Below are 14,790 nucleotides of genomic sequence, written 5' to 3'. Positions count from 1 at the left end.
TACTCCTATGAACAATCAAAGTTGTGTGTAAAAAGTAGTATCTTTTATTTTTTGGGGTATACTAAATTATTATATTTATGAAAGAAGGTGATAAAATGACTACAATAAATATAGCACCCAATAGATTGGCTGAAGAAAAATCACCATATCTTCTTCAACATGCGTATAATCCTATTGATTGGTATCCATGGGGAGAAGAAGCTTTTGCTAAAGCAAAGCAGGAAAATAAGCCTGTATTCCTTTCTATTGGGTATTCTTAATATTGCAGGTTATGGTAAACTTGTTGTCACTGGTGCCATGTAATGGCACATGAATCTTTTGAAGATGAAGAAGTTGCAAAAATTATGAATGATAATTTTGTAGCAGTAAAGGTAGATAGAGAAGAAAGACCAGATGTTGATAGCGTATATATGACAGTTTGTCAAGCTTTAACAGGACACGGCGGTTGGCCGCTTACAATAATAATGACTCCGGACCAAAAACCATTTTACGCAGGAACTTACTATCCCAAGAAATCAAAATACAATATACCAGGACTTATGGACATCTTGAATGCGGTGGTAAAACAATGGAGTGAAGATAAAAATAAGCTTATATCAACAAGTGATGGTATTTTATCAGAACTTGGCCAATATTTTGAAGGCGAAACTAGTTGTGTAGAGTTAACTTCCAAAACATTAGAAAACGGGTACAATCAACTTTTACAAACCTTTGATAAAAATTATGGAGGGTTTGGAGAAGCGCCAAAATTTCCAACTCCTCATAAAATAATGTTTTTACTAAGATATTATAAAAACCATAAAAATATTAAAGCTTTGGAAATTGCAGAAAAAACTTTAGTTTCCATGTATAGAGGTGGAATGTTTGATCATATAGGTTATGGTTTTTCCAGATATTCTACTGATAATAAATGGCTAGTACCACATTTTGAAAAAATGCTTTATGATAATGCTTTATTAATTCTTGCATACCTTGAAGGTTATGAAATAACAAAAAATGAATTATACAAAGATGTGGCAACTAAAGCATTGGAATATATATTTAGAGAGCTTAGTAATAAAGAAGGCGGATTTTATTGTGCAGAGGATGCGGATAGTGAAGGTGAAGAAGGAAAATATTATGTATTTGAACCATCAGAAATCTTGAGAGTATTAGGTGATGAGGATGGAACATATTTTAATGATTATTTTGATATCACACTCAATGGAAATTTTGAAGGGAAGAGCATACCAAATTTAATTAAAAATAATGAATTTGATAAAACTAATGATAAGATAAAAGCTCTTTGTGAACAAGTGCTTCTATATAGAAGTGATAGGTATAAACTACACAAAGACGATAAAATATTAACATCATGGAATGGTCTCATGATAGCAGCCCTTGCAAAGGCATATAAGGTCATTGAAGATGAGAGATATTTTGAGTATGCCAAAAAGGCAGTAAACTTTATTTTTGAAAAATTAATGGATGAAAATAATAGGTTACTTGCAAGGTATAGAGAAGAGGAGTCGCGTCATAAAGCATACTTAGATGATTATGCATTCCTTTGCTTTGGTCTTATTGAGCTTTATGAAAGTAGTTTTGACATTTCATTTCTAAGTAAAGCTCTTGATATAAATAAGAATATGATTAATTTCTTTTGGGATTATAAAAATTATGGCTTTTACCTTTATGGTGAAGACAGCGAGCAGCTAATAGCAAGACCCAAAGAACTTTTTGATGGAGCTATGCCGTCAGGTAATTCTGTTGCAGCTTATAATTTAATAAAACTTGCAAGAATAACTGGGGATTCAAACTTAGAGGAAATGGCAGGAAAACAGCTTAATTTTATTTGTGGATCTATATTAAGGGAAGAAATAAATCATTCCTTTTTCTTATTAGCTGCTTCTTTTGCATTAAGTGAATCTAAGGAATTAGTATGCCTAATAAAAGATAAAAGCGAAGAAGAAAAAATTAAAGATCTATTAAGTGAAAAAGCAATATTTAACTTAACGACTATTATTAAGACTAATGAAAATAAAGATGAAATAGAAAAATTAATTCCTTTTGTTAAAGAATATGATTTCATAAATGATAAATCAACATACTATCTATGCAAGGGAAAATCATGCTTAGCACCTGTAAATGACATTGATGAATTAATAAATTTGCTGTAAAAATATAATATTATTTTGAGTATATTAAAAACTAGCTTATAACTTTTAAGCTAGTTTTTTATTTAAAGATATGTTTAGTTTACATATTATAACAACGAAATGTAATTTTAACATGGACTTAATTTTGTTATAACTTCTATAATTTACAATTAAAAGATGAAAAATATGGCAAACTTTGTTATGTTTGATTTTATTTTATAACTTATTACGAGAGGAGGTAAAAATATGGAACCACAAGGAGGAAAATATTTAACCTTTCAAATTGCTGAAGAGGAATATGGAATTCCTATTCAAAATATTAAGGAAATTATAGGAATGATGGATATAACTTCAATTCCTAGAACTCCTGAATATATTAAAGGTGTGATTAATCTCAGAGGTAAGATTATACCAATAATGGATTTGAGATTAAAATTCAATCTAGCGGAGAGAGTGTATAACCATAGAACTTGTATTATTGTAGTTGAAATAAATTTAGCAGATACAAAAAAACTAATGGGTATAGTTGTAGATACAGTTTCAGAGGTTGTAAATATCCAAAAAGCTGAAATTGAGCAGTCACCTCAATACGGTACAGATATTGAGCAGGAATTTTTAACGGGATTAGGAAAGGTGAAAGGGAAGGTTATACTTCTTCTTAAAATAGAGAAGGTATTAAACATGGAAGAAATGGTTCTTTTAAAAGAAATGAAATAGGAGGAAAAAGGGTATGTTGAGAAATATGAAATTAAGTTCTAGAATTATTGGCGGTTTTATCTTGGTATCGATAATAACATTAATAGTTGGTATGTGTGGATGGTATGGTATTGTACAATTAACAGAACATATCAAAGAGGTTGGGCTAGTTCGTATGCCAAGTATAGATGCTCTGCTTCAAGTGGAAGTTCAACAAAATAAAGTGTTAACGGCGGAACGTGGGATAATAAATAAGGAGCTTAGTTCGACTAAGGATCTAAGAACTGCACATTATACATATATGGATAATGCTTTAAGCGATGGTGATGCGGCTTGGAAAGTATACGAGCCATTACCGCAAACTAAGGAAGAATCCGAGTTGGTTAGTAAATTCCTTCCACAATGGGATACATGGAAGAAAAAACATCAAGCTGTAATAGATATAACAAAGCAGGTTGATAGGCTTCTTGATTCAGGTGTAGATATAAATGATAAACAAATATCAGCTTTATATGATCAAGCTAATGCAGCTTCTCTTGATGCTAGGCAATCTTTTCTTGATTCACAAAATACATTAATCCAAATAATAAAGTTAAATGAAGATGTAGGGAAACAGTCTACTGCAGATTCTAGTCAAGATACAGCATTTGCAACAATTTCATCAATTGTAGTACTGATTATAGGTGTAATTGCAGCGCTTGCTTGTGGTATTTTCTTAAGCCGTTCTATTTCAAAGCCATTGCATTTTGCAGTTGAATCTCTAAATGAGGGGGCTGAGCAAATTGCAGCAGCATCTGAACAATTATCAGGTTCAAGTCAACAATTAGCAGAAGCAAATTCTGAGCAGGCATCTTCTATAGAAGAAACAGCAGCAACCTTAGAAGAAGCGACATCAATGATACAACAAAATAATGAGAATACAAGACAAGCTTCAATTCTTGCAGGAGAGGCAAAAACCTCAGCAGATAATGGAAGTACTGATATGAGAGAAATGATGGAGGCAATGATTCAAATAAAGAAATCTAGTGATGAAATTTCGAAGATAATTAAGGTTGTAGATGAAATTGCTTTCCAAACTAATATATTAGCACTTAATGCAGCAGTGGAAGCAGCAAGAGCAGGAGACGCAGGAATGGGCTTTGCTGTAGTTGCAGAAGAAGTTAGAAATTTAGCACAAAGAAGTGCACAAGCTGCAAAAGACACAGCAGCAATTATAGAAACGAATATTTCTTTATCTGAAAAAGGTGTTATTGTAGCAGAAAAGGTTTCTAAATCCTTAGACGAAATAACAGTGGAAGCAAATAAGGTTAAAGAATTAATGGATGAAGTTTCTGCAGCAAGCCAAGAACAAGCTCAAGGAATTTCACAAATAAATAAAGCAATGTCTCAAATGGAAATTGCAACTCAACAAAATGCTACTACAGCAGAGGAAAGTGCATCTGCATCAGAACAGTTAAGTGCACAAACAGAAAATTTAAGAGAGGTAGTACATCAATTAATTTCCATTGTTGAAGGGCAGGCTGCTCTTAATGGAAATATACAAAAAATTAAAAAGCCACAGGATATTGGAAATAAAATGAGAGGTAGTGCATCAATTAATAGCAGGGACACAAATAAATATTTTTCAACAGGAGGAAAAGTTCAGTTACAAGCAAGTGGAAAGAGCACGCGTATAGTAAATCCTAATGACATAATTCCATTAGATGAGGATACGGCAAATTTCTAAAATAAGCATTAGGGCATTTTCAGAGAGGAAAAAACTTTTAAGGAGCTTAATCTATGGAGTACTTTAGCCAGGTTATATTTGAGAGTTATAGGGATTTTATAAATAGAGAGGTTGGAATTTTTTTTAGTAATGCTAAAAAAGATATGTTGAAATTAAAGATTGTTAAAATGATGACTCCTTTAGGCATCACTTCTTATGATGAATATTTGAAGCTTATTAGTACAAGAAGCGGAAAGCAGTTTTTAACCGAGTTTATAAATGAAATTGCAATTAATAAAACTGACTTTTTTAGAGAAAATAATCATTTTGAATTTCTTAGGGAAAATGCGAAATTTATTCTAGAGAATAACAAAACTATTGAAAAAAATGGAGAAGTTAGGGTATGGAGTTCAGCATGTTCCACTGGAGAAGAACCCTATACCTTAGGATTTATACTAAAAGAATATTATGATACTTTGGGACTTAAAACTAGAATTTTAGCCACGGATATTGATACAAAAGCACTTAATTTAGCTATTAATGGCATTTATCCGCAAACCATAACAAGCAGTGTTGGAAAGTATTGGTTGTCAAGGTACTGTAATAAATTTAATGGAAACTATCAAATCAAGAAAGAAATTCGAGATATGGTTACCTTTAGGTTGTTTAATTTGATGAATAATTTTCCCTTTGAAAAGAAATTCGATATTATTTTTTGCCGAAATGTAATGATATATTTTGAGCCAAGTGTTCAGCAAAAAATTATTGATAAGTTTTATGACGCTTTAGAAATAGGTGGACTTCTTTTTATAGGTCATTCTGAAACATTAAATAACAAGAATCATAAATTTCGTTACCTTAGGCCAACTATTTACCAAAAGTAACCTTCCAATATTGAAAAATATAGGAGCTATAACTTTGGTTAATTTTTTAGCAATCAAAATTCTACCTTAATACGAAGATACGGATTTATTCTTTGATCATATAGAAGTAAATTTTTGCAGATATGTCTTAGTTGAAAGGGTAATAAAGAGGAGGCATAAAAGTGAATGAGTTATTTGATGTGTATGTAGATGAAGTTAAGGAACACCTTGCAATAATGAATCAGTCTTTAGTTGAACTTGAAAAAGGCACTTTTGATAAGGAGTTACTTAACAAAATCTTTCGTGCTGCACATACAATAAAAGGATCTTCCTCAATGATGGGGTTTAATATTATGGCTGATTTTACCCATAAATTAGAGGATATTTTAAGCGATGTTAGAGAAGGGAAGTTAGAGCTTAATAAAAAAATAATTGATTTATTTTTTGTATGCTGTGATTTTTTAGAGGATAATATTGAAAGTATTATCAACAATGGAAAAGAGGAAGGCTCAAAAAGTGATGAATTATTAAAGAAGCTTCACTTAGTCGTACAAGAAAAACATTCTAAGCTTACACCTAGCACAAGTGAAAATAACAAAAAGACTATTGAAGTAAAAGATTTTGATATTAGCGATGAGGATATAAGAAATATTAAGAATAGTATTATGTCCGGCTATAACGTGGTGAATATATGCGTAAATATAAGCAGCGAATGTGCAATGAAATCTCTTAGGGCATGGCTTATATTTAGAAGTATAAAAGAACATGTAAGGATATTAAAATCAATTCCAGAAGAACCAAATGATGAGGATTTACAAAATGAAAATTATGCATTTGATAGTTCGGAAATTAGAATTTTAGGAGAAACTGAAAAAGCTCGTGACTCAATATTAGAATTATTACAAGGCCAAGTAGAAGTTACAAATGCTAATGTAGATTATATTGAAATCGAGGAGAATAATTCTTTAGATGCACGAATTAAATTAATTTCTAACTTCTCGAAAGCATCCTTAAAAGAGGATAAAACAGATGTAGATATTATTGTGGATGACATAATTGGGCAAAGTGAAAATGAAATTGTAATAGAACATGAATTTACCCAGGACTTTGTATCTGCTGCCCTTGAACAAATTCAAAAAATAAATGAGAATTTAAAATTATTTGAAAAAAATAAAGATATAGAAGTTAAAAATATTTATGTTAGCTTTCGTTCATTTAATGTCATTAAAACATTAGCAAGGTTTATTGAATTTGATTTGGTCGAAAAACTTTCACATAAAGCTGAGATTATATTGGAGGATATAAGGAAAGAGAAGGCAAAATTATGTGAAGATAACATAGCTGTAGTTTTTAAATGTGCTGAATTAATAGAAAAGCTTTGCTGCAACTTAAATCTTATTAATGATTCTAATATAAAAATAGAGATAGAAAAATTACTTGAGAGCAAAGGAGATATTATTAGTGAAGAAGCAGATGAGAAATCTGAAACCAAAGAGGATGAGGACAAACTAAGCTTACTGGATACTGTACCTTTAAAAGAAGCAGAAATTGTCAAATCAGAAGAATCTCAAAATAACATGAAATCTATAAGTATTGAAGATAAAAAAACAAATATAAATGATCAAAATGATAAAAAAGCTGCTAGGACTAATTCTGATGGAGGTTATATAAGGGTTCCAACAAGAAAAATTGATAATTTAATAGATATGCTTGGAGAACTATTGATTCATCAATCACTTCTTGAAAAAGAGTCTTTAGGAAAGCTTGATCAAAATGATAAATGCATGGCTTTGTTAAATCAAATGGCGAAAATTATTAAAGATGTTCAAAAAGACTCTATGTCTCTTAGAATGGTTACTATGAAATCTACGTTCCAAAAGCTTATGAGAATTGGAAGGGATACATCAATGGAATTGCAAAAGGAAGTTGAACTTGACTTTGTTGGAGAAGATACGGAACTTGATAGAAGCGTAGCTGATAAAATATTTGATCCATTAATGCATTTACTAAGAAATGCTATATCTCATGGAATAGAGGATGCAGAAGAGAGGAAGAGTAAGAATAAGATAGAAAAGGGTCAAGTTATCGTAAGGGCATATAGTAAGCAAGGCAGTATTTTTATTGATGTAGAGGATGATGGAAGAGGACTGGCACCAGAAAAACTTATAAAAAAAGCTAAGGAAAAAGGTCTTATTAACAGTGATGCTGTTTTAACGGATGAAGAAGCTTATAGATTAATTTTTATGCCTGGATTTTCAACTCAAGAAAAGGTTAATAGTATTGCTGGCCGTGGGGTTGGAATGAACGTAGTAGAAACTGAAGTTGTGAACCTCGGCGGAAGGGTTGACATAAAGAACAAATTAGGATCAGGCTGTACTTTTACTTTAAAAATACCTATAAACTTAGCTGTAATGAATGGAACAATTGTAGATATTTTTGGAAGCCAATATATTGTTCCAACACTATATATTAAACAAATATTAAAACCAGAAGAAAGTAATTGGGTTAGCCTCAAAGGTCAACGTTCTATGTTAAAACTCAGAGATAATATTATAGAAAAAATCAATTTGAATAGAGTATTTGAATGCTCAAGTGAAACTATTCGTGATGATGAAGCAATGATCATAATACTTGAATATGATCAAAAATTAAAAGCTTTACCAGTAAGAGCGGTGCTTGAAAGACAGGAAATAGTTGTTAAGCCTTTAGGTGAAGAATTTAAGAATCTAGATATAGTGGCAGGTGCATCTATTTTAGGAGATGGAAAAGTATCTTTAATAATTAACATAGAAACATTATTTAAAGAAAAGAATTAAATTAAAGGGCTTTACTATATCGGAGGTATAATATGGAAACAAAAATCACTATAGTTCTATGCATATTAAATTTAAGTGTAATTCTTATTCTTTTTCTTTATAATAAAAAATTTAAGGATAAAAATATGGAAGAAAACATAATTTCTTTAGCTACAGTTGATGATGAAAATTCCAAGTTATTAAAAGAAAAAGAAGCAGCAGAAGCAGCCAGTCTTGCTAAAAGTGAATTTTTAGCAAGTATGAGTCATGAAATAAGAAATCCTCTTAATGGTATTATAGGAATGACAGAACTTATATCCTCGACTAATTTAAATGAAGAGCAAAGAGAGTATATTGATTTACTTAAAATTTCCGGAGAATCGTTACTTAGAATTATTAATGATATACTTGATTTCTCTAAAATTGAAGCTGGAAAAATTCAAATAAAAGAAGACAAGTTTAATATTGAGAATATGGTTAATAAAACAATTAAATCTTTTTATCATCATGCAACAGAAAAGAAAATTAAACTAAAATATGAGATTGATAAAAGTATACCAAAAGTTTTAATTGGAGATCAATTTAGGATAAATCAAGTTTTAGTAAATCTTATTGGAAATGCAATAAAATTTACCAATAAAGGTTCTATTTCAGTATTAGTAACAAAAGTTGATCAAACCAAAAAGCGTAGTATTATTTTATTTAATGTTATTGATACGGGAATTGGAATTGAAGAAAGTAAATTAAAATTACTATTTCACAGGTTCACTCAGCTTGAGGACATATATAGCAAAAAATATAGTGGTACAGGCTTAGGCTTGGCAATTTCAAAGAAGCTGGTTGAACTTATGGGTGGAGAAATTGGAGTAAAAAGCAAAGTTGGAGAAGGTAGTAAATTTTATTTTACAGTTAAATTGGATTTGCCGAAAACTATAAAACAACGACATCTAGAAGAGTATCAAAGAAAAATATCGGACTTAAAAGTGTTAGTAATTACGAGAGATGAAGAAATAAAGCGCCAAGTTAGAGAAAAATTAGAGGAATTGAAGCTAAAGGTAAAATATATTAGTACAGGTCAGGAAGCTATTGCTTTATTAAAACAAAGATCAAGACTAGATAAGATAATTGATATAGTTATTGTAGATACAATAATAGAAGATTCAGATTGCATGACCTTCATTGAACGTCTTAGAAAAATTGAAGATATCGAGCAGCCTAAAGTTGTTTGCTTGACCCCAATTGGGATAGAGAACAATTTGAGAGTTGGAATAAGGCTAAATATTTCAGCATTTTTATATAAGCCTATTGATAAGTTTCAGCTTTATGAAGTATTAATGAAAATTTTAAATGAAAAAAATCAAAATAAATATAATTTTACAGACAACTCTGAAGAGACGCAATATTTAGAAGATAAAGATCCTATTGTACTTAGTAATGTTAAAATTCTATTGGTAGAGGATAGTGTAATTAATCAAAAGCTTGTAGAGAATATTTTGAAAAAGCAAGGCTGCCAAGTTATCACTGCTAATAACGGTAAAGAAGCCTTAAATACTTTAAAGGATACAAAGGTAGATTTAATACTAATGGATGTACAATTACCTGAAACAAATGGAATGGAAGTTACAAAAGTCATCAGGGAATCAGAACATTACACAAATGAACACATTCCTATCATTGCGTTGACTGCATTTGCTTTAAATGGAGATAAGGAAAAATGTTTAAGTGCAGGTATGGATAGCTATGTTACAAAACCTATAAATAAAAATGAATTGTTCAAAGAAATTGAAAAGTTGTTGCCAAAAACAAAAATAGATATAAAAAATGAAATACAATTTGATGTTACACAAATTCTTGAAACTATAGATGGAGATAAGAAATTGTTAAATGAGATAATAAATCATCTTATAGATTTTGCTCCAAATCAAATTGATATCATAAAAAATTATTGTAGAGAAGAAAATTTGGATGAAGTAGGAAAAGCTGCCCATAAATTAAAAGGCACGTTAATAAACTTTGGCGAAAATGAAGGTTATAGGCTTGCAAATAAGGTTGAGATGGCAGCAAGAGAAAAGGATGTAGAAGGTGTTAGTAAAATAATAAGTCTTCTTGAAGAAGAAGTTAGACAAATTGTGGAATATCTTCTAAAGGTTAATGGTGAGGCTTATGAATTGTAATGTAAACTACGAAATAAATTGGAGGTGATATAAATGAAAATAATGATAGTAGACGATGAGTTCACATGCAAAAAAGTATTGAAGAAAGTTCTTTCAAACTATGGTGAATGTGATATGTTTTCAGATGGTATTGCAGCATTTGAAGCTTACAGAACTTCAATAAATGAAGATAAGCCATATGATTTAATTTGTCTTGATATTATGATGCTTGAAAAAGATGCACAAGAAATCTTAATGGAAATTAGAAGATTTGAAGATGTAGTTGGGATTGTAGGTATGGACAAGGTTAAAATAATTATGGTTACCATGAATAATGACTATGAAAATATTAACACTGCCTTTATAGAACAATGTGAAGCTTATATAAATAAGCCTATAACTAAAGAAAAGATTATACAAATTTTAACACAACTTGGGCTTATATATAGTTTACAAGATAAAGAGGAGGCTTTTGTATGAAAATACTTATAGTAGATGATGAATTTATAGGTAGACGTATATTAACAAGCTATTTGTCAAAGTATGGAACTTGCGACATAGCAAGTAACGGTCTAGAGGCTATAGAAGCATTTAAATTAGCTTATGAAGAAGGTGATCCATATAATTTGATTTGCCTAGATATAGTTATGCCTGAAATAAATGGACAGGAAGTACTAAAACAAATTCGTGAGTATGAAAATTCTATGGACATTTATGGGATGGATCAAGCAGTAGTTATAATGACTACGGCACTAGGTGATTTTGAAAATATCAAAAAATCAGCTCTTTCAAAATGTGAAGGGTATTTAGTAAAGCCCATTGATAAGGAAAAGCTTTTTGATATAATTGACAGCTATCAATTTAATGGTTAAGCAAGGTGATAATTTTTGGGTGATATAAAACAATACTATCTTCAGCCAGGGTTTATTTATGTAAGCAAGGATAATTATTTAATAAATACTGTACTTGGCTCTTGTATTTCTGTTTGCATTTGGGATTGTGAGCTCAATTTTGGAGGAATGAATCACTACATTTACAGCAGGGACAAGTGTGGTGAAAGAAATGCTAAGTTTGGGGATGTTTCAACTCCATATCTTATAAAGTTAATGAGAGAGTATGGCTCCGAAATTAAAAATTTAAGAGCGCATGTGGTTGGAGGAGGCTTTAATCCGGAACTTGGTTCCAAGATAGGAGATGAAAATTCGGAAATAGCTATAGAAATATTAAAAGCTTACAATATAATAATTGTTACAAAAGATTTGGGTGAGGCAACTGGAAGAAAGGTTATATTCAATAATTCTAATGGCGAAATACTTGTATACAAAGGAATAAATGTTAGAAGGAGTGATTGGTATAATGATAATACAAAATAAAATAAAAGTTCTTATTGTAGATGATTCTGCTATAGTTAGAAAAATAATTTCAGAAGAAATTTGCAAAGATAGTGAAATTGAAGTAGTTGGTACAGCACCAGATCCATATATTGCAAGAGATAAAATAGTGCAATTAAATCCAGACGTCCTTCTTCTTGATATTGAAATGCCTAAAATGGATGGATTAACTTTTCTCCAAAAACTTATGGAGCATTATCCTATGCCCGTAATTATTGTAAGCTCACTTGCTAAAGCAAACAGTGAAACTGCACTTAAGGCAATTGAACTTGGAGCTTTGGAAGTAATCTCTAAACCAGGATCATCTTACTCTGTTAAAGATATGAGTGAACAATTAATTCAAAAAATTAAGTCTGTAAATAATATTAAATTTGAAAGAGACTTAATAAAAACTAATAGAAATGCTCCAGTAAAGACAATAGAGACATCTATGATAAAAACAACAAATAAAATTGTAGCCATTGGTGCCTCAACAGGGGGGACAGAAGCTATAAAAAATGTTTTAATGAAGTTTCCAGCAAATATGTCTCCAATTATCATAGTACAACATATGCCGCAATTTTTTACTAAATCTTTTGCTGAACGTTTAAATACATTATGTAAAATTCACGTCAAAGAGGCTGAAAACATGGAATTGGTAACTCCAGGTAAAGCATTAATTGCTCCTGGAAATAAGCATATGATTTTAAAAAGAAGTGGTGCTCAGTACTATGTTGAGCTTAAGGATGGACCTTTAGTATTCCATCAAAGACCGTCAGTAGAGGTGTTATTTAGTTCTGTAGCAAAATTTGCAGGGAGAAATGCTATAGGAGTAATATTAACAGGTATGGGAAAGGATGGAGCAAAGGGGTTACTGGAAATGAAGAATGCAGGGGGGTATACTATTGCACAAGATGAAAAAAGTAGTGTGGTTTTTGGAATGCCAAAGGAAGCTATAAAATTAAATGCAGTTAATAGAATAGTTCCTTTAGATAATATACCTGATGCAATAATAAGTAGTTTGGCTGAGAGTTAAATATTATTTTCTAAATTAATAGAGTTAGAAAATAATGAATCTGAAAATTAGTAAACCAACCCAATTCAATTGAGTCGGTTTAATTGAATATCAGATTTATTTTATTTTAAGAAGAGGGAATGTAACAATAAAAGTAGTACCTTCAGATTCAGAGCTAAAAACAGACATTTTTCCTTTATGTGTTTCAACAATGCTTTTCGCTATGGCAAGCCCTAAGCCATAACCATCTTTTTTTCTTGCTCTAGATTCATCAACACGGTAAAAACGATCAAAAATATGAAGAATTTTATCTTCTGGAATTGGCGCACCAGTATTATTTACAGATAAGTTCACCTTGTCTTGAGTTTGAGATAAAGTTACATTAATATAGCCTTTCTCGTTACAATATTTTATTGCATTATCGATAAGAATAAAAAGCAGCTGTTTTAATCTATTATTATCTCCATTAATAAAAGCATCAGGAGATATTTCTGTATTTATTATTTTTTCTTCTTCAAATGCAATTGATTCAAAAGGTAAAACGCAATTCCAAACAATGTCGCTTAAATTAATTTTAGATAAAATGACTTCGTTTTTATTGGCATCTGTTTTTGCTAGAAAAAGTAAATCATTAACTAAGGATGTCATTCTTTCTCCTTCAGTTTTAATATAATTAATCCATTTTAATTGATTTATTATGGTGTCATTTTTATGAGATAATATTATATCAGTGTTAGCTAAGATTACTGTCAGTGGCGTTTTTAATTCATGTGAAGCATCAGCAACAAATTGACGTTGTTGTTCCCAGGATCTTTTAATAGGTTTAACAGCCCAACTTGCTAAATATAAACTAACAATAAAAAATGCTGACAAACTTCCAAGTCCAACTAAAATAAATGTTTTGAGAAGGGAGTTTAGAGTACTTATTTCTAAGCTTCTATCAGCAAATGCAATCTTTGTCCCTTTTTCATTAGGATGTTTTAAGAATCTATAATTATTATTTTGTATTAATCCAGTTATATTATTATCAGTTAAGGCAGAATTTACTAGAGTCACTAAGGTGCTATCATTAGATTTATCCATATCATTATAAAAAACATCAGTTATATTATTATTTTTATCAAGCTGTACGGCAAAAGATAGAATTTGAGGAGGCGGAGGAGGAGAATAAGTATTTAGTTCGCCTAAATTTATTTGATCTTTATGTATTTCATTTTCCTGTTCAATGGTTTTTTGCAGGATATCATTACTGTCTCTTATTAATCTATCTTTAGTGGAGATATAAGCTGCAGCAAAAGTAAAACTGAGAATAATAAATATTAGAACCATATTAATAAAAACAAACTTTTTCTTTAACTTAGTAATCATTTTTTATTCTCCTTTAAATGATATCCAAGCTTCCTAACAGTTTCTATAGTAACTGTAGAATTAAGAAAAAAGAATTTTTTTCTTAAGAAAGATATATAAACTTCTACATTATTATCCTCTGCACTGGAATCTGCCCCCCAGACTTTAAGAAGTAAATCTTCTTTAGTAATAATATTATTAGGATTAGACATTAATAATCTTAATATTTCAAATTCTTTCAATCCTAGACGTATAGATTTAGCTCCGCAAAATAAAGTGCTTGCAGCTTGATTTAAGATTAAATCTCCAAAGCTAAGTTCGTTTAATATTATTTCACCTTGTCTTCTTGATAAGGCTCTAACCCTGGCTAGCAATTCTTCAGGTGAAAAAGGTTTTGTCAAATAATCATCAGCTCCGCAATCCAATCCGGTTACTTTATCTACAACCTCATCTTTTGCAGTGAGTAAAATTACAGGCGTTTTTTCCTTATTTTCACGCATTTTACGTACGATATCAAAGCCATTCATTTTAGGCAGCATAACATCTAAAATAATTACATCATAAATACCACTCATGGCATAATCATACCCTGACTCGCCATCATTAACTATATCAGCAATATATTTATTTTGGATCATTATTTGACCTAAAGCTTCTGCTAATCTTACTTCATCATCAACAATAAGAATTCTCATGCGGATTACCTCATTT

At 30.5% G+C, this 14,790-nt stretch carries 11 protein-coding genes and 1 pseudogene; 10 read left to right on the top strand and 2 right to left on the bottom strand.

The window, feature by feature from the left end:
• The first annotated feature begins 95 nt into the window (after positions 1-95).
• The 10 genes and pseudogenes from COL3_RS20240 (at position 96) to COL3_RS20195 (ending at position 12,753) form a co-directional block, all read left to right on the top strand.
• A pseudogene (locus COL3_RS20240) lies at positions 96-2,156 on the top strand (thioredoxin domain-containing protein).
• Positions 2,157-2,381: 225 nt separating this feature from the next.
• A complete protein-coding gene (locus COL3_RS20235) occupies positions 2,382-2,852 on the top strand; it encodes a chemotaxis protein CheW (protein ID WP_008421049.1) in 471 nt (156 codons plus the stop codon).
• A 13-nt stretch (positions 2,853-2,865) separates the two neighbouring features.
• Positions 2,866-4,557 carry a methyl-accepting chemotaxis protein gene (locus COL3_RS20230; protein WP_008421047.1) on the top strand — a complete coding sequence of 564 codons (1,692 nt, stop codon included), beginning with the start codon at positions 2,866-2,868 and terminating at the stop codon, positions 4,555-4,557.
• 53 nt (positions 4,558-4,610) lie between these two features.
• On the top strand, positions 4,611-5,420 hold the full coding sequence (locus COL3_RS20225) for a protein-glutamate O-methyltransferase CheR (RefSeq protein WP_008421045.1): 810 nt from the start codon (positions 4,611-4,613) through the stop codon (positions 5,418-5,420).
• A 161-nt stretch (positions 5,421-5,581) separates the two neighbouring features.
• On the top strand, positions 5,582-8,215 hold the full coding sequence (locus COL3_RS20220) for a chemotaxis protein CheA (protein WP_008421043.1): 2,634 nt from the start codon (positions 5,582-5,584) through the stop codon (positions 8,213-8,215).
• Between the two features lie 32 nt (positions 8,216-8,247).
• A complete protein-coding gene (locus COL3_RS20215; protein ID WP_008421041.1) occupies positions 8,248-10,368 on the top strand; it encodes a hybrid sensor histidine kinase/response regulator in 2,121 nt (706 codons plus the stop codon).
• A gap of 33 nt (positions 10,369-10,401) precedes the next feature.
• Positions 10,402-10,827 (top strand): response regulator, encoded by a 426-nt coding sequence (locus COL3_RS20210; RefSeq protein WP_008421039.1) that lies wholly within the window; start codon positions 10,402-10,404, stop codon positions 10,825-10,827.
• Positions 10,824-11,219, top strand: coding sequence for a response regulator (locus COL3_RS20205; RefSeq protein WP_008421038.1), 396 nt, complete (start codon positions 10,824-10,826; stop codon positions 11,217-11,219). The genes COL3_RS20210 and COL3_RS20205 overlap by 4 nt, the downstream gene beginning before the upstream one ends.
• Before the next feature lie 15 nt (positions 11,220-11,234).
• Positions 11,235-11,720, top strand: coding sequence for a chemotaxis protein CheD (locus tag COL3_RS20200; protein ID WP_008421036.1), 486 nt, complete (start codon positions 11,235-11,237; stop codon positions 11,718-11,720).
• Positions 11,680-12,753 carry a chemotaxis response regulator protein-glutamate methylesterase gene (locus COL3_RS20195; RefSeq protein ID WP_099716696.1) on the top strand — a complete coding sequence of 358 codons (1,074 nt, stop codon included), beginning with the start codon at positions 11,680-11,682 and terminating at the stop codon, positions 12,751-12,753. Before COL3_RS20200 ends, COL3_RS20195 begins: the two co-directional genes overlap by 41 nt.
• Before the next feature lie 96 nt (positions 12,754-12,849).
• Here COL3_RS20195 and COL3_RS20190 read toward each other — a convergent pair whose 3' ends face one another.
• Positions 12,850-14,100, bottom strand: a complete 1,251-nt coding sequence (locus COL3_RS20190) for a HAMP domain-containing sensor histidine kinase (protein WP_008421033.1) — start codon at positions 14,098-14,100, stop codon at positions 12,850-12,852.
• Entirely contained in the window at positions 14,097-14,774 is a 678-nt protein-coding gene (locus tag COL3_RS20185) for a response regulator transcription factor (protein WP_008421031.1), read from the bottom strand. Before COL3_RS20185 ends, COL3_RS20190 begins: the two co-directional genes overlap by 4 nt.
• Positions 14,775-14,790: the final 16 nt, after the last annotated feature.

This window comes from Clostridium sp. LS, assembly GCF_002760435.1.
GTDB lineage: Bacteria > Bacillota > Clostridia > Clostridiales > Clostridiaceae > Clostridium.
The sequence above is the reverse complement of the archived record's forward strand: the minus strand, read 5'-3'. Positions and strand labels throughout refer to the sequence as shown.

Coding starts and splice junctions, on each gene's coding strand:
- COL3_RS20235 (WP_008421049.1), top strand. CDS start 2,382: ATGGAACCACAAGGAGGAAAATATTTAACCTTTCAAATTGCTGAAGAG.
- COL3_RS20230 (WP_008421047.1), top strand. CDS start 2,866: ATGTTGAGAAATATGAAATTAAGTTCTAGAATTATTGGCGGTTTTATC.
- COL3_RS20225 (WP_008421045.1), top strand. CDS start 4,611: ATGGAGTACTTTAGCCAGGTTATATTTGAGAGTTATAGGGATTTTATA.
- COL3_RS20215 (WP_008421041.1), top strand. CDS start 8,248: ATGGAAACAAAAATCACTATAGTTCTATGCATATTAAATTTAAGTGTA.
- COL3_RS20210 (WP_008421039.1), top strand. CDS start 10,402: ATGAAAATAATGATAGTAGACGATGAGTTCACATGCAAAAAAGTATTG.
- COL3_RS20205 (WP_008421038.1), top strand. CDS start 10,824: ATGAAAATACTTATAGTAGATGATGAATTTATAGGTAGACGTATATTA.
- COL3_RS20195 (WP_099716696.1), top strand. CDS start 11,680: ATGTTAGAAGGAGTGATTGGTATAATGATAATACAAAATAAAATAAAA.
- COL3_RS20190 (WP_008421033.1), bottom strand. CDS start 14,100: ATGATTACTAAGTTAAAGAAAAAGTTTGTTTTTATTAATATGGTTCTA.
- COL3_RS20185 (WP_008421031.1), bottom strand. CDS start 14,774: ATGAGAATTCTTATTGTTGATGATGAAGTAAGATTAGCAGAAGCTTTA.